Annotated in this window: 22 protein-coding genes and 3 pseudogenes; 15 read left to right on the plus strand and 10 right to left on the minus strand. The window is 59.6% G+C overall.

The window, feature by feature from the left end:
- Positions 1–8 precede the first annotated feature (8 nt).
- A complete protein-coding gene (locus B3M58_RS10020; protein WP_296218743.1) occupies positions 9–1,223 on the minus strand; it encodes a PilT/PilU family type 4a pilus ATPase in 1,215 nt (404 codons plus the stop codon).
- 147 nt (positions 1,224–1,370) lie between these two features.
- Between B3M58_RS10020 and B3M58_RS10025 the strand changes: the two genes are divergently transcribed.
- Entirely contained in the window at positions 1,371–1,649 is a 279-nt protein-coding gene (locus tag B3M58_RS10025) for a peptidylprolyl isomerase (RefSeq protein WP_296218799.1), read from the plus strand.
- A gap of 161 nt (positions 1,650–1,810) precedes the next feature.
- Here B3M58_RS10025 and B3M58_RS10030 read toward each other — a convergent pair whose 3' ends face one another.
- The gene (locus tag B3M58_RS10030) at positions 1,811–3,034 is read right to left on the minus strand and encodes a diaminopropionate ammonia-lyase (RefSeq protein WP_296218745.1); all 1,224 of its coding nucleotides are present in this window, start codon (positions 3,032–3,034) and stop codon (positions 1,811–1,813) included.
- A gap of 75 nt (positions 3,035–3,109) precedes the next feature.
- Positions 3,110–4,366, minus strand: coding sequence for a Zn-dependent hydrolase (locus tag B3M58_RS10035; RefSeq protein ID WP_296218746.1), 1,257 nt, complete (start codon positions 4,364–4,366; stop codon positions 3,110–3,112).
- A 142-nt stretch (positions 4,367–4,508) separates the two neighbouring features.
- Between B3M58_RS10035 and B3M58_RS10040 the strand changes: the two genes are divergently transcribed.
- Both B3M58_RS10040 and B3M58_RS10045 read left to right on the plus strand, forming a co-directional pair.
- The gene (locus tag B3M58_RS10040) at positions 4,509–4,976 is read left to right on the plus strand and encodes an Lrp/AsnC family transcriptional regulator (protein WP_296218747.1); all 468 of its coding nucleotides are present in this window, start codon (positions 4,509–4,511) and stop codon (positions 4,974–4,976) included.
- 474 nt (positions 4,977–5,450) lie between these two features.
- A complete protein-coding gene (locus B3M58_RS10045; RefSeq protein WP_296218749.1) occupies positions 5,451–7,037 on the plus strand; it encodes an ABC-F family ATPase in 1,587 nt (528 codons plus the stop codon).
- 72 nt (positions 7,038–7,109) lie between these two features.
- On the opposite strand, the gene B3M58_RS10050 is transcribed toward B3M58_RS10045, so the two are convergent.
- The gene (locus B3M58_RS10050) at positions 7,110–7,718 is read right to left on the minus strand and encodes an FMN-dependent NADH-azoreductase (protein ID WP_296218751.1); all 609 of its coding nucleotides are present in this window, start codon (positions 7,716–7,718) and stop codon (positions 7,110–7,112) included.
- A gap of 122 nt (positions 7,719–7,840) precedes the next feature.
- Here B3M58_RS10050 and B3M58_RS10055 point away from each other — a divergent pair, with 122 nt between their 5' ends.
- Positions 7,841–8,740, plus strand: a complete 900-nt coding sequence (locus B3M58_RS10055; RefSeq protein WP_296218752.1) for a LysR substrate-binding domain-containing protein — start codon at positions 7,841–7,843, stop codon at positions 8,738–8,740.
- Positions 8,741–8,745: 5 nt separating this feature from the next.
- On the opposite strand, the gene B3M58_RS10060 is transcribed toward B3M58_RS10055, so the two are convergent.
- Positions 8,746–9,252 carry a DUF1993 domain-containing protein gene (locus B3M58_RS10060; protein ID WP_296218754.1) on the minus strand — a complete coding sequence of 169 codons (507 nt, stop codon included), beginning with the start codon at positions 9,250–9,252 and terminating at the stop codon, positions 8,746–8,748.
- A 113-nt stretch (positions 9,253–9,365) separates the two neighbouring features.
- On the opposite strand from B3M58_RS10060, the gene B3M58_RS10065 reads away from it, so the two are divergent.
- Positions 9,366–9,719 (plus strand): MmcQ/YjbR family DNA-binding protein, encoded by a 354-nt coding sequence (locus B3M58_RS10065; protein WP_296218756.1) that lies wholly within the window; start codon positions 9,366–9,368, stop codon positions 9,717–9,719.
- Positions 9,720–9,722: 3 nt separating this feature from the next.
- On the opposite strand, the gene B3M58_RS10070 is transcribed toward B3M58_RS10065, so the two are convergent.
- From B3M58_RS10070 to B3M58_RS10080, 3 genes are all read right to left on the minus strand, one after another.
- Positions 9,723–10,436, minus strand: coding sequence for a DUF1294 domain-containing protein (locus B3M58_RS10070; RefSeq protein ID WP_296218759.1), 714 nt, complete (start codon positions 10,434–10,436; stop codon positions 9,723–9,725).
- A 31-nt stretch (positions 10,437–10,467) separates the two neighbouring features.
- A complete protein-coding gene (locus tag B3M58_RS10075; protein WP_296218760.1) occupies positions 10,468–11,445 on the minus strand; it encodes an alpha/beta fold hydrolase in 978 nt (325 codons plus the stop codon).
- Between the two features lie 110 nt (positions 11,446–11,555).
- Positions 11,556–12,386, minus strand: a complete 831-nt coding sequence (locus tag B3M58_RS10080; RefSeq protein ID WP_296218762.1) for an undecaprenyl-diphosphate phosphatase — start codon at positions 12,384–12,386, stop codon at positions 11,556–11,558.
- Positions 12,387–12,632: 246 nt separating this feature from the next.
- On the opposite strand from B3M58_RS10080, the pseudogene B3M58_RS22575 reads away from it, so the two are divergent.
- From B3M58_RS22575 to B3M58_RS10105, 7 genes and pseudogenes are all read left to right on the plus strand, one after another.
- Positions 12,633–13,406 (plus strand): annotated as a pseudogene (locus B3M58_RS22575) (CHASE3 domain-containing protein); the annotation flags it as partial.
- A gap of 270 nt (positions 13,407–13,676) precedes the next feature.
- Positions 13,677–14,264, plus strand: a pseudogene (locus B3M58_RS22580) (methyl-accepting chemotaxis protein); the annotation flags it as partial.
- 114 nt (positions 14,265–14,378) lie between these two features.
- Positions 14,379–15,092: pseudogene (locus B3M58_RS22585) on the plus strand (cache domain-containing protein); the annotation flags it as partial.
- A 120-nt stretch (positions 15,093–15,212) separates the two neighbouring features.
- On the plus strand, positions 15,213–15,947 hold the full coding sequence (locus B3M58_RS22590; protein ID WP_414704073.1) for a methyl-accepting chemotaxis protein: 735 nt from the start codon (positions 15,213–15,215) through the stop codon (positions 15,945–15,947).
- A gap of 8 nt (positions 15,948–15,955) precedes the next feature.
- Complete coding sequence (locus B3M58_RS10095; protein ID WP_296218766.1) at positions 15,956–16,570, plus strand: hypothetical protein; 615 nt, start codon at positions 15,956–15,958, stop codon at positions 16,568–16,570.
- Positions 16,571–16,669: 99 nt separating this feature from the next.
- A complete protein-coding gene (pnuC, locus tag B3M58_RS10100; RefSeq protein ID WP_296218768.1) occupies positions 16,670–17,236 on the plus strand; it encodes a nicotinamide riboside transporter PnuC in 567 nt (188 codons plus the stop codon).
- Positions 17,233–17,784 carry an AAA family ATPase gene (locus B3M58_RS10105; protein ID WP_296218770.1) on the plus strand — a complete coding sequence of 184 codons (552 nt, stop codon included), beginning with the start codon at positions 17,233–17,235 and terminating at the stop codon, positions 17,782–17,784. Before pnuC ends, B3M58_RS10105 begins: the two co-directional genes overlap by 4 nt.
- Here B3M58_RS10105 and B3M58_RS10110 read toward each other — a convergent pair.
- Both B3M58_RS10110 and B3M58_RS10115 read right to left on the minus strand, forming a co-directional pair.
- Positions 17,752–18,219: a DUF3429 domain-containing protein gene (locus tag B3M58_RS10110; protein WP_296218772.1), complete on the minus strand. Its 468-nt coding sequence runs from the start codon at positions 18,217–18,219 to the stop codon at positions 17,752–17,754. The two genes, B3M58_RS10105 and B3M58_RS10110, sit on opposite strands and share 33 nt — an antisense overlap.
- A gap of 131 nt (positions 18,220–18,350) precedes the next feature.
- Positions 18,351–19,667 carry a sigma-54-dependent transcriptional regulator gene (locus B3M58_RS10115; protein ID WP_296218774.1) on the minus strand — a complete coding sequence of 439 codons (1,317 nt, stop codon included), beginning with the start codon at positions 19,665–19,667 and terminating at the stop codon, positions 18,351–18,353.
- 273 nt (positions 19,668–19,940) lie between these two features.
- Between B3M58_RS10115 and B3M58_RS10120 the strand changes: the two genes are divergently transcribed.
- The 3 genes from B3M58_RS10120 to queD all read left to right on the plus strand — a co-directional run bounded on the left by B3M58_RS10120 (position 19,941) and on the right by queD (position 23,548).
- The gene (locus tag B3M58_RS10120; RefSeq protein WP_296218776.1) at positions 19,941–21,815 is read left to right on the plus strand and encodes a di-heme-cytochrome C peroxidase; all 1,875 of its coding nucleotides are present in this window, start codon (positions 19,941–19,943) and stop codon (positions 21,813–21,815) included.
- A 71-nt stretch (positions 21,816–21,886) separates the two neighbouring features.
- On the plus strand, positions 21,887–23,083 hold the full coding sequence (locus B3M58_RS10125) for a catalase family protein (RefSeq protein ID WP_296218777.1): 1,197 nt from the start codon (positions 21,887–21,889) through the stop codon (positions 23,081–23,083).
- Between the two features lie 108 nt (positions 23,084–23,191).
- Positions 23,192–23,548, plus strand: coding sequence for a 6-carboxytetrahydropterin synthase QueD (gene queD / locus B3M58_RS10130; RefSeq protein WP_296218778.1), 357 nt, complete (start codon positions 23,192–23,194; stop codon positions 23,546–23,548).
- Positions 23,549–23,588: the final 40 nt, after the last annotated feature.

A 23,588-nucleotide genomic window follows, 5' to 3' on the forward strand; every position in this document is an offset into this window, starting at 1 on the left:
GCCTTCGCTCAAATCCCTTGACGGCCCGGGTCTTCCGCCTGCTCGTCTGTCTCCAGCTCTTCGAGCTTCAGTTCCAGGCCCCAATCGCCGGTGGCGGCGACCTTGGCCGGCGCGGCCACAACGGCAGCGGGTGCCGCCGGTGCTGGACTCGGCGTGGATGGATTGTCGCGATAGAGTTTGAGCTTGAGCCGTACGTTGTTCGCCGAATCGGCGTTTTTCACGGCCTCTTCTTCGTCGATGGAGCCTTCATTGACCAAATCGATCAGCGCCTGATCGAAGGTCTGCATGCCGAGGTTCTTCGACTTCTCCATGATCTCCTTGATTTCGGAAAACTCGTTGCGTTTGATCAGGTCGCGGATGGTCGGCGTGCCGAGCAGCACCTCGACCGCAGCGCGGCGTTTGCCATCGGTGGTTTTCACCAGACGCTGGGAAACGAAGGCCTTGAGGTTGTTGCCCAGGTCGTTGAGCAACTGCGGCCGGCGGTCTTCGGGGAAGAAGTTGATGATGCGGTCCAGCGCCTGGTTGGCGTTGTTGGCGTGCAAGGTCGAAATCGCCAAGTGGCCGGTGTCGGCAAAGGCCAGCGCATGCTCCATGGTCTCGCGGTCACGAATCTCACCGATCAGAATCACGTCCGGCGCCTGACGCAGGGTATTTTTCAGCGCGGCATGAAAACTGCGGGTGTCAACGCCGACCTCACGCTGGTTGATGATCGACTTCTTGTGCCGGTGGACATACTCCACCGGATCTTCGATGGTGATGATATGCCCGCCGCTGTTGCGGTTGCGGTAGTCGATCAACGCTGCCAGGGAGGTCGACTTGCCCGAGCCGGTGCCGCCGACGAACAGCACCAGGCCGCGTTTTTCCATGACGGTCTTGAGCAGCACTTCCGGCAGTTTGAGGTCTTCAAACTTGGGGATGTCCAGCTTGATATTGCGCGCGACGATCGACACCTCGTTGCGCTGCTTGAAAATATTGATACGAAAACGCCCGACGCCGGCCAGGGAAATCGCCAGGTTCATCTCCAGTTCGCGCTCGAATTCCTCGCGTTGCGCCACATCCATTACCGACTCGGCGATGGCGGCCACCTCGCCCGCCTTCAGCGGCTCGGCACTCAGCGCCTTGAGTACGCCGTTGAACTTGGCGCAAGGCGGCGCCCCCGTCGACAGGTAGAGGTCGGAGCCATCCTGGCTGGACAGGATTTTCAGCATTGCATGGAGGTCCATGGGCGGCGCTTCCGTTGAGTGGAGTTAATACGTTAGGCCATGATTAGCCGCTGTTCTTGGTCAAGCAGAAGTCTTGAAAATGGCGTCATTCTGATGGCGCGGCAAATACTGGCACAATATGCACCCGGTAAAAATGAGGAACCCGTCATGACGAAGGCAATGGCCCGCCACATCCTGGTGAAAACCGAAGCAGAGGCCGCTGCGCTGAAAAAGCGCATTGCCGCCGGCGAAGCCTTCGATGTGCTGGCACGCAAATACTCCACCTGCCCATCGGGCAAACGTGGCGGCGATTTAGGCGAAGTGCGCCCAGGACAAATGGTGCGTGCGATCGACCAGGTGATTTTCAAAAAGCCGATCCGCGAAGTGCATGGCCCGATAAAAAGTCAGTTCGGTTATCACCTGGTGCAGGTTTTTTACCGCGGCTGACACATGCCTGACGGCTTCCGGCCAACCGTAAATGTGCAAGCAACGACGCAGTTCTGCACGAGCAACCAGCCATTGCACGCCCGCCTCGCTCCATGCGACACCGACTAGTCGCGCATCAGCACAGCCACATGCACACCCAAAACAGCGCCATGGATGACGACTTAGCGCACCCGGCCTTGCTTCCACGCCACCTGGCGAGCCAGCACCGACTGAGCAGGCTCGCCCACCAGCGCCTGATAAACGCCCGGTGCGGTGGCGCCCTCGGTGTTGATCAAGAGGACGCGGGATTCGCCGTTCAGCCCCACCCGCTCGGCCAGCAGCGGAGCATTGGCCAGGCCGATCACCCCGGCGAGCCCAGCCACGCCGGACTCACCGGCGACCAGCGGAATATCCCTATCGCTGCCAACCGCGATGCGGCGCATGGCGCTGACCGCTTCGTCATCCTTGATGGTCATAAAAAAATCGACGCAGGGCTGCAGAAACTTCCACGCCAGTGGCGAGGTTTCACCACAGGCCAGGCCCGCCATCACCGAATCCACCGAGCCTGTCGCCTTGGCCGCCTGACCGGCAATGGCGCTCTGGTACAGGCAATCCGCCTGCTCGGGTTCGACCACGATGAAGGTCGGGCGCCCTACGCCATAGAGTTCCCAGAAATAGCTGGCGATACCCGCCGCCAGGCCGCCAACGCCGCCCTGTAGGAAGACGTGGGTGACACCGCCTTGACGCTGGGCCAGCGCTTCGACGATCTCGGCAGCGATGGTGCCGTAACCCTGCATCACGTCGCGGGGAATGTTCTCATAGCCCTCATAGGAGGTATCGGAGACGACCAGCCAGCCATTCCTCACAGCGAGCGCGGCCGCCTCTTCCACCGACTCATCGTAGTTGCCGCTGATGCGCACGATCTCGGCGCCGTAGGCGGCAATCGCCTCTTCACGCTCGATGCTGACGTTGGCATGCAGCACGATCACGCAGCGGCAACCCACGCTCCGCGCCGCAGCGGCCAGGGCGCGGCCGTGGTTGCCGTCGGTGGCACTGATTACGCTGAAGTCAGCCAACGCGTTGCGGTACTCACCCGCGAGCAGGCCACGGGCCTCGAAACATGGCTCGGGGAACTGGCGCAGGATCAGGCGCACCAGGGCAATCGGCGCACCGAGCGCCTTGAAGCTACCCAGCACCGAACGCTCCGACTCATCCTTGACCAGAATGTCCGACACCCCCAGTTCCGCAGCCAGGCCGGGCAACGAGTAAAGCGGCGTAGCACCGCGCTTAAGCCGCGACCAATCGGCCAGCCAGGCGCGGCTTTCGTTGGCCTTATGGATGCTCATGATGTTCTGCAGCGCTTCGGGGTAGCTTTTATGGGTTGCGTTAGGGTTGGCAATCAACATGGGGGCTCCATCGATAGGCAAGGCGAGGCCGATAGCGCCGACAACTGCCGGCGGACTCATGAGTTGGCGAATGCGTTAGTGGGTAAGGCTCAGGCGGTGGACAACCACATCAAGCAGCACCTCAGCGCCCTTGAGCAGTTGATCGTCGTCCGTGTGCTCACGGGGGTTGTGGCTGATACCGCCCCGACTGGGTACGAAAATCATGGCTGACGGGGCGATACGAGCGATCATCTGGGCGTCATGTCCGGCACCGGAAGTCATGCGTTTGTGGCTAAAACCGCAGCGCTTGGCAGAGTCCTCGATTTCATCGGCCAGCCCCGCATCGAAGGTCACCGGCTGAAAACGAACGAGCTGCTCCGTGCTGATCTGCACCCCTTCTTCCGTCGATATCGCAGCCAGAAACTGGCTAAGACGCTTTTCCGCACTCAGCAGCAGCGCCTCATCGGGATCGCGCAAGTCCACCGTGAAAGTAGCCCTACGCGGAATCACGTTGATCACATTGGGCTCGAAGCTCATGCAGCCGACGGTCGCCAGGGTCGTTGCGCCCGAGTCCTTGGCGATATCGCGCAACTCGGCGACTACCGCACAGGCCACATAGCCGGCGTCATGCCGCAAACGGGTCGGGGTGGTGCCCGCATGGTTGGCGTTGCCTTGCACGACGATCCGTTGCCAAGAGATGCCTTGAAGAGTCTCGACTACGCCAATCTGGGTGTTCTCCGCCTCCAGGATCGGCCCCTGCTCGATGTGCAGCTCCAGATACTCATGGGGAATGACAGAGCCTGGCTCCAGATCGCCGGCATAACCGATGCGTTGCAGCTCGTCACCCAGACGAGTGCCATCGGTTCCGCGGGTCGCCAGCGCCTCGTCGACAGCCAGGCCGCGGGCATACACCAACGAGCCCAGCATGTCCGGCTGGTAACGCACACCCTCTTCATTGGTGAACGTGCCAATGGTGATGGAGCGTGACGGCAGCACCCCTGCCTCGCGAAACGCCCGGGCCACGGCCAGGGCTGCAAGCACCCCATAACAACCATCCAGGGCACCGGCGTTGGTCACCGTGTCGATGTGGGAGCCCATCATCAAAGGGGCCTGGTCACCTTGATCGGAGACAGAACGCAGCGTACCGAAGATGTTGCCGATGCGGTCGACCCGCACGTCCAGATCGAGCTCCTTCATCCATGCAACAAGCTGATCGCGGCCTGCCTTCTCCGCATCGGTCAGAGCGATTCGCGTGCGACCGCCGTTGACTTGATCGGCGCCAATCTCGCCAAGCGCACGAACTTGCTGAAGCAGGATCGAACCATTCAGGCGCGGCGCAGAACATTTGTTCATTGGACTCTCCGGCGGGGCTTGTTGTCGATGAGTTAAATGCTATTTGGTTAACAAGCACTTAAATCTTGTTTTATGAGCGATAAATGAATTTCTATTACGTTTTCCGGGCAATTCTCGCGCTTTTATTACAGGGGCATGCCACATGAGTCTCGATCAGTACGACCTGGCACTGCTGGAAGCCGTCCAGCAGGACGCTACAACCTCCCAACTGGACCTTGGCACCCAGGTGAACCTGTCGTCCGCCGCGGTGAATCGCCGCCTGAAGAAGATGAACGCGGATGGGGTCATCCAAAGAACCGTGGCGATAGTGAACCCTGCACGGCTGGGGTACACGCTCACGGTCATCGCGCAGGTGGAGGTGGAAAGCGAACGACTCGATCTGCTGGACAGCATGAAGCGCACCTTCCAGGCCTGCCCAGAGGTGCAACAGTGCTACTACGTCGCCGGGGAGTGCGACTTCGTGCTGATCATGCTGGTGAAGGACATGGAGCAATACACCGAGCTCACCCGGCAGCTGTTCTTCGAGAACAACAACGTGAAGCGCTTCAAGACCTTGGTCTCGATGAGCACTGTTAAGACCGGGCTGATGGTTCCCGCAGCAGGTCGCTAGGATCTGTTGCCGTTTCGCTCGCATGCCAATGCGCTGACAAAGCAACGCAGGTTTCCACAAAAGTCACGTTGTTCTAGATCGCGGTGTAACTCGTGCTCATCAGCCTCACAGCATCCCTCCCCTTATTACTGACGCCCCGATCAAGCACGGCAATCAGTTGCTCAGCCACCACAGGCTGCGCGGTTGCAGACACATCATCAAGCCGGTGCCAGAACAGACCGAGTCAGAGCATGACTTTTGCCGCAGTTCTCAGGCATGAAACTGGCGCAGCTAACCGCCAACGCGCCTAAATACCGAATAACCCGGCTGATTGATTATTCCCACGCTCCGGGTGGGCATGCAGCCTTCGATGCTCCTGCGTCAAACTACTTGGCTTCGCATTCCCGCCCGTCCATAAGCTGCCCTTTGTGGTCGTAAACCGCTACAATCGCGCCCCTTTCGCGCCCGTGCGCCCGTTTATCTGGACCAAGATTCGTGATCTCCACCGCCAATATCACCATGCAATTCGGGGCCAAGCCCCTGTTCGAGAACGTTTCCGTGAAGTTCGGCAACGGCAACCGCTACGGCCTGATCGGGGCCAACGGCTGCGGTAAGTCGACCTTTATGAAGATCCTCGGCGGCGATCTGGAGTCGAGTGGTGGCCAGGTGATGCTGGAGCCGAACGTGCGCCTGGGTAAGCTGCGCCAGGATCAGTTCGCTTACGAAGAATTCAGCGTGATCGACACCGTGATCATGGGTCATGAAGAGCTTTGGCAGGTCAAAGCCGAGCGTGACCGTATCTACTCCCTGGCGGAGATGAGCGAAGAAGACGGCATGAAGGTCGGCGAGCTCGAAGGTGAGTTCGCCGAGATGGACGGCTACACCGCCGAGTCCCGTGCCGGTGAGTTGCTGCTTGGCCTGGGTATTCCGCTGGAGCAGCATTTCGGCCCGATGAGCGAAGTGTCGCCCGGTTGGAAGCTGCGCGTATTGCTGGCCCAGGCGCTGTTCTCCGACCCGGATGTGCTGCTGCTCGACGAACCGACCAACCACCTGGATATCAACACCATCCGCTGGCTGGAAAACGTGCTGACCACGCGCAACAGCACCATGATCATCATTTCTCACGACCGTCACTTCCTCAACAGCGTGTGCACCCACATGGCTGACCTGGATTACGGCGAGCTGCGCCTGTTCCCAGGCAACTACGACGAGTACATGACCGCCGCGACCCAGTCACGCGAGCAACTGCTGTCGGATAACGCCAAGAAAAAAGCGCAAATCAACGAGCTGCAAAGCTTTGTTAGCCGCTTCTCGGCCAACGCCTCGAAATCCAAGCAGGCCTCGTCGCGCGCCAAGCAGATCGACAAGATCCAGCTGGCCGAGGTCAAGCCATCCAGCCGCGTCAGTCCGTTTATTCGCTTCGAACAGAACAAGAAGCTGCACCGCCAGGCCGTGATGATCGACAAAATGGCCAAGGGTTTCGACGGCAAGCCGCTGTTCAAGAACTTCAGCTTCCAGGTTGAAGCCGGCGAGCGCGTCGCGATCATCGGCCCCAACGGTATCGGCAAGACCACCCTGCTGCGCACCCTGGTCGGCGAACTGACCCCGGATGCCGGTCATGTGAAATGGACCGACAGCGCGGAGCTCGGCTACTACGCCCAAGACCACGCCCACGACTTCGAAGACGACGTCAGCCTGTTCGACTGGATGGGCCAGTGGACCACCGGCGAGCAAATGATCCGCGGCACGCTGGGGCGCATGCTGTTCAGCAACGACGAGATCCTCAAGTCGGTCAAAGTCATCTCCGGTGGTGAACAGGGCCGCATGCTGTTCGGCAAGCTGATTTTGCAAAAGCCCAACGTGCTGGTGATGGACGAACCGACCAACCACTTGGACATGGAGTCCATCGAGTCGCTCAACCTGGCGCTGGAAAACTACCCGGGCACGCTGATTTTCGTCAGCCATGACCGCGAGTTCGTCGGCTCCCTGGCCACGCGCATCATCGAGCTGTCGGCCAACGGCATCACCGACTTCAGCGGCACCTACGACGACTACCTGCGCAGCCAAGGCGTGATCGTCTAACACCCGAGCGCATGGGCAATCGCCCAGAAAAAAGCCCGCTCACTGAGCGGGCTTTTGCGTTGCGGCGATCGATCACGCGGCAGCGAACAGTTCACCCACCTGTTGTTCAGCCGCCTTCAGCGCTGCCGCACGCGGCTCTTCGCCATAGGCCAAGCCTTCGGCACGCACCACCTGGATATCGCTAATGCCGACGAATGCCAGGACGAGCTTGAGGTAGTCCTCATGCGCCGCGCCACTTGGCTGACCGGAGTGGATGCCACCTGCGGTGGAGACGATCACCACTTTCTTGCCGCCCGCCAGGCCTTGCGGGCCATTTTCGCCGTAGCTGAAAGTTTTGCCGGCGACGGTGACACGGTCGATCCAGGCCTTCAGCTGGCTTGGCAAGGCGAAGTTGTACATCGGCGCGGCAATCACGATGGCATCGGCGGCGAGAAACTCGTCCAGGGTCGTTTCCGAGAGTGCGACTTCGTGCTGCTGCGCCGCAGTGCGCAGCTCCGCTGGAGTACCGGCGGCAACCAAACTGGCGGCGGACAGGTGACTCAACGCATCGCTGGCCAAGTCGCGATAGATCACTTGGGCGCTCGGCTCAGCGCTTTGCCAGGCACGGACCACGGCACGGCTCAATTGGCGGGACGCGGATGAGTCACCGAGGATGCTGGAATCGAGGTGCAGTAATTTCATGACGGTCTCCAAGATGAGATCGCCCCACGGCGATCAAGATGCTGGAGATACTACCCATGAAATCAATAGCGCATTAGTCGGCACGAATGCGATAGTTCGTCCCACTGATAGGACGATAAATCATGCATGACCTCAACGACTTGTTCTACTTTGCCAAAGTGGTGGAAGCCGGTGGTTTCGCTGCGGCGGGTCGCACCCTCGGCATTCCCAAATCACGCCTGTCGCGGCGCATCGCCGAGCTGGAAAACCGCCTCGGCGCGCGCCTGCTGCAACGCACCACCCGCAAGCTGGCGCTGACCGATATCGGCGAGCGCTACCTGCGTCATTGCCAGGCGATGCTGCTGGAGGCCGAACAGGCCGAGGAAACCGTCGCCAGCCTGACCAGCGAACCGCGCGGGCGTCTGCGCGTGTCGACTCCCGGCGGCATTGGCCTGCTGCCAGAGCTGGTGATCAGTTTTCTCACGGCCTATCCCAAGGTGCAGCTTGAATTGATCCAGACCAACCGCCGTGTCGACCTGCTCAACGAAGGTGTAGATGTCGCCTTGCGCGTGCGCAGCGCCGAGGACGAAGACCCGGCGCTGATTAGCCGCCGCCTGCAACCGGCACAAGCTTACATGGTGGCCACGCCGGCACTGCTGCACGGCATGCGCATCGACTCGCCGAGCGACCTGAGCAAACTGCCGGCGCTGGGCGCACTGGAGGCCGACCGTAAAATCCACCTGCGCTTCCAGCATGACGATGGTCGCGTGCAAGGCATCAGTCTGGACGCGCGCCTGGCCATCGAGGACTTCGCCATTCGCAAACAGGCCGCCCTGGCTGGCTTGGGCATGACCATGCTGCCGTTACCCTTCTGCCACGAAGAACTGGCCGATGGTCGACTGATCCGTTTGCTGCCGGACTGGACCCTGCCCATCGCCCACTTGCAGGCGGTCTACACCCACAGGCGCGGCATGCTGCCGGCAGTGCGCGCCTGGATCGAACATCTCAGCCAGGCATTCAGCCGCTGGGAGCAACCGGTTTAACCGGGTCATGGTCGACCGAGAAAATCCATCTTGCCGATGTCCAGCCCGTTGTGACGCAGAATCGCGTAAGCGGTAGTCAGGTGAAAATAGAAGTTCGGCAACACAAAATGCAGCAGGTACTCCTGGCCGCTGAAGGTCATCTGCGCACCGGGAAACGTCAGGGTAATCGACCTCTCCTCGCTGCCATCGATCTGCGCGGCGACAATACTTTGCAAAAAGGCTTGGGTCTTGGCGATTCGCACCTGCAGCTCGGCAAAGCTGCTTTCGTTGTCGGCATAGCTAGGGATTTCGATGCCCGCCAGACGTGCGGCGCAACCCTTGACGCTGTCGCTGGCAATCTGCACCTGGCGCACCAACGGGTGCATGTCCGGCGCCAGGCGCGCGTTGAGCAGCACGCTGGGATCGATCTTGCGAGCAACGGCGTAGGCCTCGGCCTTGTGCAGAATGCCCGACAAATTGCCGAGCATGCGCAGGAACACCGGAACCGAAGCGTGGTACATGGACAGTGACATAAGCCAATCTCCTTTCTGGTTGAACCGCCCGACCGCCACGTCGATCAAATACCTTATCTGACGCCTTCGGGCCGGCTAAGTTAACTGAAGCACCGTACACAGGGCTTAGGGAAATGAATCAACAGGATATTGCGCAGTTTTGTCTGCAACTGCCTGGCGCCCGCGAGGACTTCAAGTGGGGCAACAACCAGGTATTTTCCGTGGCGGGCAACAAGATGTTCGCCATTCTCAACTTCCTCGGCCACGACCTGGCCTTCAAAGTCGACAACGACCTGTTCCTCGGTTACGTCGACCGCCCCGGCATTCGCCCGGCACCCTACCTGGCGCGGGCGCACTGGATCAGCATGAACTGCACAAGACTGCCCATCGCTGACGACGAGCTGCGCCAACTGCTGACCCGCTCCCACCAGTTGGTGGTGCGCAAACTGCCCAAGCGCCTGCAAGTGGGCTTGCTGCTCGACCGGTAAGCCTCAGTAACCCAGGTACGCCTGCGCCCACGCGCCGAAATAGGCGCCATCCAGCAGCAGCCAATCGATCCAGAACAGCTGATGCGCCGCGACAATCAGCCAGAACACCACCTGATAGGCGACTTTGCGGGTTTTATGGCGAAAGCACTGCTGAGCCAGTAAAGCCCCAGGCCAACCACCCAGCAACTCGATCAGATGCAAGGCGTTTTCCGGCGTTCGCCGGCGGCCGTTCAGGGCGCTGGCCTTGTCCTGCCAATACTGGAGAAAGCTGATCAGGCTAGCGCCCAGATATGCCAACAGCCCCCAGACAATCCCCGCCGACAGCAACAGCTGCAACGCGCCAACCAGCGGCAGGCTGCACAGCGCGGCGAGCAATAGCAGCTTTACGCCGAGGTTGCGCACCGGCGTCGGGGTTGCCCGCACCGCCAGCGGCTTGCTGGGTTGTCGCGGCGGGGATGCCGGTGGGGTTGGTCGCGGCTTGCGGCGGATCGCCGGCTGATCAAGCGCCAGCCCCGCCGCCAGACGGACGTGCTCGGCACGCAAACGCCCCTGCCGATCCTTGCCGGCCACATAGAGCACCTGATCGCCCGCCAGCGGTCGACGGTCGCCACGCATGGCCGAGATATGCACAAACACCTCGGCACCACCCTGCTGCGGCTGGATAAAACCAAAGCCCTTGTCGTCGTTCCAGCTGCGCAACAGCCCATGCTGCTCCATATCGCTCGCACCCTAGCTAAAAAGCCCCATTCTAACGGGCTTGGACGACGTAGTGACGGTGCAGAAAGTCAAGCAGATAGCGGTTCACCTGCTCGGCTTGCTCGTTTTGCAGCCAGTGACCGCAATCGCTCAGCAGGTGCTGCTCAAGCAGTGGCACGCGCGTGGGCATGTGTTTGAGGGTATAGGCTTCCAGGGTGCCGACCGGGTCTTTGTCACCGAGCAGAAAAAGGGCGGGCTGCTCGATCCGTTTATCCGCCAGGGCGGCTGTCCGCTGCCAGTTACGCTCGAAGTTGCGGTACCAATTGAGCGCACCGTAAAAACCGCGCCTGGCAAAGGTCCGCAGATACACGGCAAATGCCTCGGCATCGCACCACGCGGGGAGTTCGCCGGGGTCCTGCATGGCATCGAACAAGCCTGCGCCAGCGGGTTTTTCTTGCAGGAAGAAATCCTTGGCTACGGCGGCCGAGGTGTTGTGCATCATCATGCGCAGAGTGCGCGGAATGTCGGCATCCATTTCCTGCTCAGCCACTCCGGGCTGCTGAAAATGCAGGATGTAATGGAAACGCCCGGCATACAAATGGCGGATCGTCTCAATCGCCGGCTGCTTGGGCCGCCCGCCAAAGGGCACGGCCATGCCGACCACGGCCTTGACCCGGCGCGGCTCAAGCAACGCCAAATGCCAGGCAACGGGAGCACCCCAGTCGTGGCCGATGACGCAGGCATCGGTGTGCCCAAGCGCGTCCATTGCCGCCTGGATATCGGCGCACACGCTGATCAGGTCGTAGGCGGCTACAGCATGCGGCGCGCTGGTTTTGCCATAGCCGCGCATTTCCGGGACCAACACCCGGTAACCGGCCGCCGCCAGCGGGCCAATTTGTTGCCGCCAGGAGTGCCAGCACTCGGGAAAGCCGTGCAGCAACCACAGCGGTCGACCCTGCACCGGGCCGGCACTGTAAAGGCTCAGGGTGATGCCATTGACGTCGAGTAACTGATGCTCAAGTGGGTCCATCGACACCTCCGTGCTTAGGGAATGAAACGGCAACAGCCCCTAGACACCACTATGACAAAGGCGCGCCATTGGGCGCGCCTTTAATCACTCTGCCGAATACAGCCTCAGCACTAACCCTGGGCGGTGCTCCAATCGATCAGTTGCAGCTGCCAGGTCGCCAGAATCAGCAAACCAAAGCCGATGCGGTACCAGGCAAAAGCCGCGTAACTATGATTGCCGATGAACTTCAGCAAGGCCCGTACGGCGATCATTGCGAAAATGAACGAGGTGACGAAGCCAATGGCAAACACCGGCAGATCAGCCGGCTGAAACAGGTCGCGGTACTTGTAGCCGGAATACACCGCCGCACCGACCATGGTCGGCATCGCCAGGAAGAAGGAAAACTCGGTAGCGGCTTTGCGTGACAGGCCAAACAGCAAGCCGCCAATAATCGTCGCGCCGGAGCGCGAGGTGCCGGGAATCATCGCCAAGCACTGCGCACAACCGATCTTCAGCGCATCCGTCCAACGCATGTCATCCACGGTTTCAGCATGAACCACGTGGTCACGGCGCTCGGCCCAAAGCATGATCACCCCGCCGATCACCAACGCCGCGGCAACGGTGATCGGGTTGAACAGGTACTCATGGATCAAGTCGGCAAATGCGACGCCGAGAATCACCGCGGGGAAAAAGGCAATCAGCAGGTTGCGAGTGAAGTGCTGCGCTTGTCGCTCTGTCGGCAGACCAGCCACCACCTCGATAATCTTCCGGCGGTACTCCCAGACCACCGCGAGAATCGCCCCCAACTGGATGATGATGTTGAAGGCCATGGCCCGCTCACCGCCAAAATCGATGAGGTCGGCAACGATGATCTGATGCCCCGTGCTAGAGATCGGCAAAAATTCGGTAATACCCTCGACAATCCCCAAAATCAGTGCCTGAACGGCCGTCCAAAAATCCATCCAATCTCCTAGCGCGTGCAGCGTCCACTGCACGAAAAACATTAATGATGTGATTACCCATGCCTGCATGACACATCTCGGACTCACGCCTTGCTCCGAGGTTGCAATGACAGAGAAAAACTCAGGTTTATCACGCAGGTGCCGAAATGCTATCAGAGAAACCGGCTATATCGCCGTACTGGTCATGCGCGGTGCGTACTTAAAATACCGGCGGACCAGACAACAAGTCGTAGGAGTGCGTCGCTCATGCTGTCCAACCTGAGTATTTCCCAAAAACTGTATGCCGGTTTTGCCGTGCTACTGGCCATCATCCTGCTTCTGGTGCTGAGCTCCTGGCGCGGCTTCAACCAAGTCAATAGCGCCGTGGCGAGCAACATCCACACCTACACGGTGATCAGCGAAGCGGATGCGTTGCTCAGCAGCCTGATCAACATCGAAACCGGCATGCGCGGTTACGCTATCAGCGGCAAAGACACCTTCCTGGCGCCCCTGCAAGAAGGCGAACGCGCCTTCAGCGAGAGCTACACCATGCTCAAACGCCTGACGGCAGACAATCCGGCGCAGCAACGGCGCCTGGATGAAATCCAGCGCCTCAAGCAGCAATGGTTTGCCGAAGATATTCAGGCCAACGTTGACCTGCGCCGTGAAATTGCCAGCGGCCAGGCGCAGATGGACGCCATCGTCGAACGCATCAGCGAAGGCCGCGACAAGGCCAAGATGGATGCCATGCGCGGGCAAATCGCCGAATTACGCAGCGAGGAAGAAAAGCTCCTGGGCAGCCGCAGCGAAGAAATGGACAGCGCCTCGAGCACCGCCCTGGGCATCCTGATTGGCGGCGGCGTGCTGGTCGGTGTGCTCGCCGTGATTATTGCCTTGACCCTTTCCGCCAGCATCGTGGGCCGCCTGCGCCACGCCGTCGACGTCGCGCGCGCAATTGCCGACGGCCGCTTGGACTCGCGCATCGACAACCGCGGCGGCGACGAAATCGGCACCCTGCTCGCGGCGTTTTCCGCCATGCAAGAACGCCTGCGCGGCATGATCACCCAGATCAAGCAAGGGGCCGAGCAACTGGTCCAGGCTTCGCAGCATATTTCCAGCTCGTCCGAACAACTGTCAGTGTCCGCCCGCGAGCAGTCGCACGCCGCGGCCTCGATGGCGGCCACCGTGGAGGAGCTGACCGTGAGCATCAACCATGTGGCGGAAAACGCGGGCGAAGCACATGCCATTTCCAGCGCCTCCGGTCAGCAGTCGCAGGACGGCGGCAAAGTGATCCAGAACACCCTGGAAAGCATGCAGAAGATTGCCAATACGGTGCAGCAGTCGGCGTCGCAAATCGCCGAACTGGGTCAGCATTCCGATCAAATCACCTCCATCGTCAATGTGATCAAGGCGATTGCCGACCAGACCAATCTGCTCGCCCTCAACGCCGCCATCGAAGCCGCCCGCGCAGGCGAGCAAGGTCGCGGCTTTGCCGTGGTCGCCGACGAGGTTCGTCTACTGGCGCAACGCACTGGCAACTCCACCCAGGAAATTGCCGAGATGGTGCAGAAGATTCAGCAAGGCACGCGGCATGCCGTGGACAACATGGAAGTCGGCGTGGCCTTGGTGAACAACGGTGTCGAGCAGGCCAACCAGGCTGGTGAAGCTATCGTGCAAATTCGCGACGGCTCGTCCAGGGTCATCAGTGTGGTCGACCAGATCAGCATCGCCCTGCGCGAACAAACGGAAGCCAGCCAGGATGTCGCGCGCAACGTCGAGCGCATCGCACAGATGTCGCAGCAGAACAGCCAGGCCGTCGAAGAAACCTCGTTGACCGCTCACTCCCTGAACCAACTGGCAAAAGGTCTAGAGCAGCAAGTGGCGCAATTTCGTTTATAACAGTCGGCCAGCCATAGCCTCATAACAAGAATCAGGAGCACCTGCACGATGAATAGCCTCCGTAGTCTGCCGATCAGCCGCCGTTTGCTGCTGATTCTCGTGGTCGCTGTACTCATGCTGTTTTGCCTGGGCGCGGTGCTGCTGAAGCAGATCCATGGCGATCTGTATGCCGCCAAGGGCGAGAAAACCCAGCATGTCGTGCAAAGTGCCGCCGGTATTCTCAAGCATTACCACGACCTGGAAACTGCCGGCACGCTCAACCGGGAGCAAGCGCAGCAGCAGGCCATGGACCTGATTCGCGGTCTGCGCTACGCCGGCCAGGAGTACTTCTGGATCAACGACCAGACGCCGACCATGATCATGCACCCGACCAACCCGAAGCTCGAAGGGCAAAACCTGTCGAGCTACCAGGACCCAGACGGCAAGGCCCTGTTCAACGAAATGGTGCAGATCAGCAAGGCCAAAGGTGCGGGTCAGGTTGACTACCGCTGGCCCAAGCCCGGCTCGAGCGAGCCAGTACCGAAAATTTCCTATGTCGAACTCTTCCAACCGTGGGGCTGGATCATCGGTTCGGGGGTGTATGTCGATGATGTACAGGTCGAATTTCAAGCCCAGGCCTTGCGCGCGCTCGGCATCGGCCTGGCCATCGCCCTGTTGATGGCCGTGCTGGTGAGTTTGATCGCCCGCAGTATCGCCCACCCGTTGCAAGAGGCCGTCAACGCCATGGCCAGCATTGCCAGCGGCGAAGGCGACCTGACGCGCAGCCTGGATGCCAACGGCCGCGACGAATTGACCGCCCTGGCCGGGCATTTCAATGCCTTCACGGAAAAACTCCGTCAGGTCATCCGCCGCTCGCTCGAATCCGCCGGCGCGCTGGATCAAGCGGCACGGTCGCTGGGGAGCATTGCCGGCGAGGCACAACAGCACAGCCAACAGCAATCCCAGCAGATGGAGCTGGTGGCGACGGCGGTCAACCAGGTGACCTATGGCGTGCAAGATGTGGCAAAAAATGCCGAGCATGCCTCGACGGAAGTACACACCGCCGAAGAGCAAGCCTCCCAGGGTCAGCGCAACATCGATGCCAGCCTGCGGCAGATCGGCCAGCTGTCCGGCACCATCGACAAGGCCGTCGAGGTGATTCAACACCTCGCCCAGGAAAGCACGCAGATTGGCAGCGTGTTGGAGGTGATCCGCTCGATTGCCGAACAAACCAACCTGCTCGCCCTCAACGCCGCCATCGAGGCCGCACGTGCCGGCGAGCAAGGTCGCGGCTTTGCCGTGGTCGCCGACGAGGTGCGCTTACTGGCGCAGCGCACCCAGCAATCGACTGCCGAAATTCAGGGCATGATCGAGCGCCTGCAAGGCAACTCGGAGGCGGCGGTAAAAGTTATCAACGAAAGCAGCCGCGCATCGCAGCTGACGGTCGAGCAGGCCAGCCAGGCTGGTGAAAGCCTGGCATTGATTGCCCAATCGCTGCGCAACCTGACAGGCTTGAATGCATCCATCGCCAGTGCCACGCTGCAACAGTCGCATGTGGTCGAAGATATCAATCAGAATGTCACGCAAGCAGCCGGTCTGGCGCATAACAACGCTCTGGCGGCGGAGCAATCCAGTGCCGCCAGCCAACGTTTGGGGCAACTGGCGGATGAGCTCAATCGGCCGCTGAGTCAGTTTCGCGTATAGAGGAAGCCATGAGCAGCATGGAACATCAGGAAGTCGACCTCAGCCGGCCGCAGAATCAGGACCTGATCTGGGACCTCAACAGCATCGCTCGCCGCGAGTTGGCAGAGCGCTTTATCAAACTGTTCGAGAACCGTTTGTGCGTGTATTCCGAATCCGTGCGCCAGCTCTATACCAACTACAACCTGCACTTCCCCAGCGACCTGGGGCGCAAGATGGTGGTATTGCCCAATCCGTACGCCTTCCACGACACCCTGCACGGCATCGAGGCTCAGGCTATCCGTAAAACCGGGCTTTGCGTGCTACCGGGTGCGGTGCTCGGCAAACCCGGTTTATTGCTGACCACGCAACTCAAAGAAGGCGGCCCGGCGCCGAAAACCATGCCGTTCAAACCGGCGTTGGCGCAAATCATCAGCAACCAGAAGAAGGTCGGCGATGTGTTTCTGCCGATCATGATGAAAGGCGATTTGCGCGAATTCGACCAGCAGATGCCCTACATTCACCTGCACCGTCTGCAAGTCAGTCGCCTGACTCGCCTCTCCACCTTCGAGCGCGACGATATTCAGCAGACCATCACCCGCAAGCTGTTGATGCTTTATCGCCAAGCCGACAGCCTGACCTGCTAGCAGGCGGGGTTACGCCGGCCGCGCCACGGACCAGCGCGCAGGCGTTACAATCGCCGCCTGGAATTCAACTGCGCCGCGCGGCGTGCCTGTGAGCGTTCAATGTCATCGTTAGAAATCCTTGCTGCGGCCCTCGGCACTTGGGCGGTGTGGCTGACTGTGCGGCAAAATCCTTGGTGCTGGCCAATCGGTTTGGTCATGGTGCTGCTCTATGCTTGGATCTTCTTCGAGGGCAAGTTGTATTCCAACATGCTTCTGCAAGGCGTCTACGCCGCATTACAGCTCTATGGCTGGTGGCAATGGACGCGTGGCGGCGAGCAGCAGCAGGGGCTTCAGGTCAGCCGGCTGAGCACTCGCGCGTTGCTGCTAAGCGCCACCTTGGGCAGTGCCGGTGCACTGGGGCTGGGCTACCTGATGGCCAGCTTCACCGATGCCGCCGCCCCCTGGCAGGATGCGGCGTTGAGTGCTTTCAGCCTGGTAGCGCAAGTGTGGATGGCCCAGAAACGCCTCGAATGCTGGCCGCTCTGGGTGGTTCTGGACCTGCTGTTCGTGGCGTTGTTTCTCCAGCAAGGCCTGTACCTGACCGCTGGTTTGTACGCCCTCTTCACCGTGCTGGCGATCAGCGGCTGGTTGACGTGGCGGCGTGACCGCGCGCTGGCAACGGTATGAAGGTACTGGTGCTGACCGGCCCCGAGTCCAGCGGCAAGAGTTGGCTGGCGCGGGAGCTGCAGAGTGTTTTCGGCGGGCTGGTGGTGGGCGAGTATGTGCGCCATTTTATCGACCGCGAGCAGCGCGACACCTGCTACGCCGATATTGCCGAGATCGCCCGCGGTCAACTCGCCTGGGAAGATGCCGCTCGAGCAACCCGCCCACACCTGCTGATTCTCGACACCCACCTGCTGAGCAACCTGCTCTGGAGCCACGAGCTGTTTGGCGATGCGCCCCAATGGCTTGAGGATGAGTTACTCAAGCGCGACTATCACCTGCACTTGCTCCTCAACCCGCTCGGCGTGCCCTGGGTCGACGATGGCCAACGCTGCCAGCCAGTGCTACAGGCGCGCGTGGCCTTCTACCAGCGCTGCGAGCACTGGTTACGTCAGCATCAGCAGCCCGTGCAGTGCATTGCGGGCGACTGGGCTCAACGCCGCGAACAGGCCATTCGCTGCGTCAGTCTCTGGCTGCAATCACCCGACCAGCACGCTGGCCCAGGCCACTAACAAACTCAGGGTGACGATCAACGTGAGCGGTGTGCGTAAACGCGGGTACCAACGCGGTGCCAAACCCAGTTTTACCGCCCGCAAATCAGCCAGATAAAGCCCGACGAAGGCCAGCAGGCATATCGGCAAGGCCATACCCATGGGCATGCCGCTGGCAACCGCCAGCCACCCCAGCAAGGGTGGAATGACCGACAAGCCCAGTTGCACTTGAGCGCGCGCATCGGTCTCTTGCGCACGCATTGCCAGGCCCCAGTGAATGGCGCCCATAAAAGCCAAAATCACCGCCGCAAAGTCCAACAAGGCCGCCAATACAAAGGGCCGCCAGCCCAGTGGAATCACCCAAATGCCCAGCGCCCCACTGACAAAGGGAATCAGTCCGGCGTAACCAAGCAAAACGGCTAATTGTGGTGGCTTTTCTGCCTCAAAGGGATGCATCGCCCACTCCTGATCCGTGATGAATAGCCATGCGGCCTAGGCGCTTGATACGCCCAGGACGAAGACTATGCATTAGAAAAGGAATAAGCCACGGGTTCCAATGCACAAGCCGCGGTGAATAGTCGCGGCAATCAGCGTATTTGATGCTTGTGCAGCAAGCGATAAAAGGTCGGCCGGGAAACGCCAAGCACCCGAGCGGCCTGACTCATGTTCTTCGAATAACGCAACAGCACATCATTGAGCGCCTGACGCTCGGCTCGCAAGATGTAGTCGGACAAGGTCCCAACCACCCAATCCATGCCCGCCGACGACTCCAGCAACAGGTCTTTCGCCTCGATCTGGCGCCCCTCGGCCAACGCCACACTGCGGCGCACGCGATTAGCCAGCTCGCGCACATTGCCTGGCCAGGCATGCCGCTGTATCGCGCTAAGGGCATCTTCGCTGAAGCGACGTGGACGTCGCCCCATCTCAAGCGAATAGCGTTTGGCGAAGTGCTCTGCGAGAAGACCGAGATCTGCACCTCGCTCGCGCAATGCACAGGTATGAACCTGTACGGCGCTGAGCTGATGGTACAGCGGCTCGCTAAAACTCCCCTGCCTGACCAAGCCAAGCAAATCCTTATCCGTTGCCGCGAGCACTCGGCAGCGGCTGAGCGCCACCTGAACACCCTGCAATCGCGAGTGCTGCAGCTTGTGCAGCAACTCGATCTGCTGGGGAATTGTCAGGTCGGCCACATTCTTGATGAACAACGTGCCGCAGTCTCGGTGGCGCATTACAGCGTCGGCCTGCGGAGGTTTGGCGGGCTGGACATTCCGCGCAAGCGCCGGCGGGTCTAGCTGCGATAGCGAACCGCGGTAGCTTGCCCCATCAAGCGTGAAAAATGCGTCGGCGGAAAGCTTCGCCTGCTGGTGCAATTTACGGGCAAACAACTCTTTACCGGTGCCGTTCTCGCCTTGAATCAGTAGCGCAGACTCGCTGCCAGCCAAGGTGGCTAAGGACTTGCGCAGCGCTTTCATCATGCGGCTATTACCGAGCAAGTCCTGCTCATGGCGTTTGCCTTTAAGGTGTGCGGCGCGTATCCGACTGACACCTGCCGCGCGCTCAAGCACGCGATACAGCCGCTCGTCATCGGCGGGGATACTGTGATAATCAAAAAACCAGTCACTGACGAAGCGGCTGACTGCGGGCTCGCGCCAGGCCTCCTGATCCAGGATCGCGACCCATTCCATCTCATGCTGTTGGATCAGCGCCCTGAGCGCATGCAGATAGGCAATATGCTGGCGGCCTACATGCACCAAACCGACATCGCAAGCGCTTGCATTGGCCTCGCTCAAGCCGGCGCGCTCTATCGTCCAGCCGCTTACACGCAGGTGTGCCAGTAGATGACCGCAAGCGTCGCTTGGATCAATAAACAGTAACCGGCGAGGTGACGTATTCAGGGCTTCCAATCTAACCGATCCTTGGCGCCATTATTTTGTATTTCCATTAAAAACAATAGTTTGGCGCGCACATTTGTAACGCTAGCAATAACTTTGACGGTACTTGGAACAATTATCTATAAGCTCAATTCTGCTTAGTTCTTGAGTAAATCGACTCACCGCAACAGAACGATCCAGCGCCGTGCCATGCGGCTTAATAACAAATACGATATGGCAGCTTGCCATTAGCGATCTTGCTTGGCATAAAGTCAGGCAAATAAGAACGCTACAAGGAAGTGTCCGATGCATACCCTCCGTCGCGCCCTCTACGGGCTTTTGCTGATAGTCGCTATCGGCCTGGCAATCGGCTTGTATTTCATTGCCTACCCCAATCTACCGAGCTACCAGCAGCCGGAAAAACTCCATTACCTCGATCAATGGAGTGCAGCCGAACGTCAGATTTATTACTACACCCCGCAAGGTACCCAAGTTAAAGGCTTGCGCTATGACTGGTTCAGCGCGCTTGAAATGCCGTTTGGCAAAGACAAATTCGCCAGACTCGATTACCTCGCGCGTTTTGGCTTTCTTGTCGATCCCAAGCAGCAAGCCTCGACGCTCAACCCGGCGAACCTACCGGTCGGTTTTGCTCGTCATACGGACGACGAGAGCGGTATTCATTACCTGGATATCAGCTGCGCAGCCTGTCATACCGGTGAACTGCGCTATAACGGACAAGCCGTACGCATCGACGGCGGTGCCGCCCTGCACTCTCTTGCCTCGACTGTCCCGACATTGCGGGGCGGCAGCTTTGGCCAATCGCTGGGTATGAGCATGGCCTTTACCTACTACAACCCACTGAAGTTCAGGCGCTTCGCCAAAGAAGTACTGGGAGAGCACTCCTCGGCAGACCGCGCGCAACTGCGCCGCGACTTTAAAGTCGTACTCGATCGGTTGCTCGGTACAGCATTCAACGACTGGCACCGCGGCCTCTATCCCACCGAGGAAGGCTTTGGTCGCACCGACGCGTTTGGCCGTATCGCCAATACCGTATTCGGCGATGCCATCGACCCCAGCAATTACCGTGTCGCCAATGCGCCCGTGAGCTATCCGCAAGTCTGGGACATTTGGAAGTTCGACTGGGTGCAATGGAACGGCTCAGCCATGCAGCCCATGGCGCGCAATGTGGGCGAAGCGCTTGGCGTGGGGGCAACCTTGCGCCTGCTCGAGAGCAACGGCCATCCGGTAGCCGAGTCCGAACGTTATGCCTCCAGCGTACGGCTGCGCGAACTGTATACCCTTGAAGAAACCCTCAAACAGCTAAAGCCACCGACCTGGCCAACAGAGGTTCTCGGCCAAATCGATCTGCCGCTGGCCAGCCGGGGGCGGGCACTGTTCAGCGAAAATTGTGCGTATTGCCATGCTCCGGACCCAAAACCCCAGGATCAACGGCTCGCCCCTTCGCGCGACCCCGAATGGCGCATGCGCATTGTGCCGACCAGTATTGTCGGCACTGATCCGACGACGGCCGACAACATCGCCGACCACCGCTTCGATATCAGCAAGCTCGGCTGGACCAAAGCCGAGCTCGGCAAACTGGATGTTCGGCTGTTCGGCGAAACGTCCGATGACCTCGACCTGCGCAGCATCTCCAGCGCCAAAGGCTTGGCCTATATCACCGCGTATGTGGAAAACCGTGCTTATCGAGATGCCGGCATCCAACCCCGTGAACGCTGGCGCATGGACGGTTTTGGCCTACCCATTGGCGTGCAGGAAAAGCGTGGTTACAAAGCCCGACCGCTGCATGGCATTTGGGCCACACCACCGTTCTTGCACAACGGTTCGGTCCCCACGCTATTCCAAGTGCTGTCCCCTGTTTCAGAACGACAAACCCAATTTTGGGTAGGCAACTTCGAGTACAACCCAAAGCAGATTGGCTTCAACAGTGACAAATTTCCTGGCGGCTTTCTGTTCGATACCAGCACTACCGGCAACAGCAACCGAGGCCATGAATTCCGTGATGGCTGCCGCCAAGACGGCGTCATCGGCCGGGCGCTTCAACCGGAAGAGCGCTGGGCGCTGATCGAATACCTGAAAGTTATGGGCAATAGCGAACTCGAAGAACAACTCCAAACTATTGAGGCAAAACCCTGGACCCCGGGCCCCAACTGCCAGGGCTGATTGGAGAGCGCTCGCGCTAACAAAGGTCGGCGTGTCGTCAGGAATAATCATCGCGAACAAGGACTCTTGCTATGTTCAAAACCCTCTGGCTTTGGCTCGGCCGCGTGCTGGGCAAACTCTTGCTGCTTCTGCTGGTTGTCGGCCTCGGTGGTTGGGCTGCCGGAGCGGCGTACTACAGTTGGAAATTCTCTGGCCCGGTTTCCAGCGAGGAACAAATCCCGCCGGGCGAATCCGCGCTGACCCAAAGCATCATCGAAGATGCCATTCGCGTGGTTGAGCAACACCGGGACAACACCCGCGTCCTGCGTGATGCCCATGCAAAAGCTCACGGCTGCTTGAAAGCTCAAATTACCGTATTGCCGGACATCGACAGTAATCTTCAATATGGCGTGCTAAGCGAGCCTGGAAAGACCTGGCACGCGTGGATGCGCCTGTCTAACGGCAACGCTTACCCACAATTCGACCGTGCTCGCGATGCACGAGGCATGGCGATCAAGCTCCTGGATGTGCCAGGTGACAAGCTCATCGACAACGCCACTCACGGCGCCGAGCAAGACTTCGTGATGTTCAACCACCCCGCATTTTTCGTACGCGATGTAGCCGAATACAAAAGTAATTTCGCAGCGCAAGCCGATGGCCAAAAAATACTGGCCTTCTTCCCTAGCTGGGACCCACGCAGCTGGGAAATCCGTCACCTGATCATTGCCCTGAAAACCCTGTCACCTGCGCCGGAAAGCCCGGTGGAAACGACTTACAACTCGATTGCGCCATTCAAGCTTGGCCCGCACAACATAAAATATCGCGTCATTCCCACCCCGGAAAACTGCCCAAGCTACGAACTGCCGACGCCCAATACGGGCCTACCCAACTTTCTGCGTAGCGCGCTCTACACACAACTTTCACTGGATCGCGTACCAGCCTGTTTCGCGCTGCAAGTTCAGCGTCAGAACCCCGAGTATTTCATGCCAATCGAAGATCCTAGCGTGGAGTGGGATGAGTCAATATCGCCGTTCAAGACAGTCGCCAATATTCAGCTGCCGGCTCAAGATTTCGATAGCACCGAGCAGAATCGCTTTTGCGACAATTTGTCGTTCAATCCCTGGCACTCGCTGCCAGAACACCGACCCATTGGCGGGATCAATCGTCTGCGCAAGGCTGTCTACCAGGCGGTTAGCGTTTATCGGCACGAACGTAACCAAGAAACCGTACGAGTAAGCTCATCAGCAAATACGGCGACGGCTGAGCCAGTCAAGCCTGTACAGGACTGACGGTATTGAAAGTGCCCGTCTGTGCGTTGCTTAAAGCGCGACCCTAACTGGTAAAATCACGCTTTATCAACGCACCGCCACAGGCGCGTATTTTCAGAGAGCCCCACCTTGGAATTGTTCAAAGAGTTTATCTTCGAGGCGGCCCACCGCCTTCCCCATGTCCCTGAAGGGCACAAATGTCGACGACTGCATGGCCATTCCTTTCGCGTAGCGGTCTACATAGAAGGTGAGGTTGACCCTTATACCGGCTGGATTCGCGACTTTTCTGAAATAAAGGCGATCTTCAAGCCGCTTTACGAACAACTGGACCACAACTACCTGAATGATATCCCTGGCCTGGAAAACCCAACCAGCGAAGTCATCGCCAAGTGGATCTGGCAGCAGCTGAAACCCCTCCTCCCAGAGCTATCACGCATCCGCATCCATGAGACCTGCACCAGTGGCTGCGAATATCGCGGCGACTGAAGCTCGGCGGTAATTGCCTGAATAGCCCCGGATTCCCTAG

This window comes from Pseudomonas sp. UBA2684 (genome assembly GCA_002354655.1).
Taxonomy (GTDB): Bacteria; Pseudomonadota; Gammaproteobacteria; order Pseudomonadales; family Pseudomonadaceae; genus Aquipseudomonas.

Bases quoted from the DNA above. Each gene is read 5' to 3' on its own strand.
- B3M58_RS10030 (WP_296218745.1), bottom strand. From the start codon at position 3,034: ATGTTGATTGCCAACCCTAACGCAACCCATAAAAGCTACCCCGAAGCG.
- B3M58_RS10060 (WP_296218754.1), bottom strand. From the start codon at position 9,252: ATGTCACTGTCCATGTACCACGCTTCGGTTCCGGTGTTCCTGCGCATG.
- B3M58_RS10025 (WP_296218799.1), top strand. From the start codon at position 1,371: ATGACGAAGGCAATGGCCCGCCACATCCTGGTGAAAACCGAAGCAGAG.
- B3M58_RS10120 (WP_296218776.1), top strand. From the start codon at position 19,941: ATGCATACCCTCCGTCGCGCCCTCTACGGGCTTTTGCTGATAGTCGCT.
- B3M58_RS10110 (WP_296218772.1), bottom strand. From the start codon at position 18,219: ATGCATCCCTTTGAGGCAGAAAAGCCACCACAATTAGCCGTTTTGCTT.
- B3M58_RS10070 (WP_296218759.1), bottom strand. From the start codon at position 10,436: ATGGAGCAGCATGGGCTGTTGCGCAGCTGGAACGACGACAAGGGCTTT.
- B3M58_RS10095 (WP_296218766.1), top strand. From the start codon at position 15,956: ATGAGCAGCATGGAACATCAGGAAGTCGACCTCAGCCGGCCGCAGAAT.
- B3M58_RS10125 (WP_296218777.1), top strand. From the start codon at position 21,887: ATGTTCAAAACCCTCTGGCTTTGGCTCGGCCGCGTGCTGGGCAAACTC.
- B3M58_RS10020 (WP_296218743.1), bottom strand. From the start codon at position 1,223: ATGGACCTCCATGCAATGCTGAAAATCCTGTCCAGCCAGGATGGCTCC.
- B3M58_RS10050 (WP_296218751.1), bottom strand. From the start codon at position 7,718: ATGAAATTACTGCACCTCGATTCCAGCATCCTCGGTGACTCATCCGCG.
- B3M58_RS10065 (WP_296218756.1), top strand. From the start codon at position 9,366: ATGAATCAACAGGATATTGCGCAGTTTTGTCTGCAACTGCCTGGCGCC.
- B3M58_RS22590 (WP_414704073.1), top strand. From the start codon at position 15,213: ATGGAGCTGGTGGCGACGGCGGTCAACCAGGTGACCTATGGCGTGCAA.
- B3M58_RS10040 (WP_296218747.1), top strand. From the start codon at position 4,509: ATGAGTCTCGATCAGTACGACCTGGCACTGCTGGAAGCCGTCCAGCAG.
- B3M58_RS10105 (WP_296218770.1), top strand. From the start codon at position 17,233: ATGAAGGTACTGGTGCTGACCGGCCCCGAGTCCAGCGGCAAGAGTTGG.
- B3M58_RS10080 (WP_296218762.1), bottom strand. From the start codon at position 12,386: ATGGATTTTTGGACGGCCGTTCAGGCACTGATTTTGGGGATTGTCGAG.
- B3M58_RS10035 (WP_296218746.1), bottom strand. From the start codon at position 4,366: ATGAACAAATGTTCTGCGCCGCGCCTGAATGGTTCGATCCTGCTTCAG.
- B3M58_RS10075 (WP_296218760.1), bottom strand. From the start codon at position 11,445: ATGGACCCACTTGAGCATCAGTTACTCGACGTCAATGGCATCACCCTG.
- B3M58_RS10055 (WP_296218752.1), top strand. From the start codon at position 7,841: ATGCATGACCTCAACGACTTGTTCTACTTTGCCAAAGTGGTGGAAGCC.
- pnuC (WP_296218768.1), top strand. From the start codon at position 16,670: ATGTCATCGTTAGAAATCCTTGCTGCGGCCCTCGGCACTTGGGCGGTG.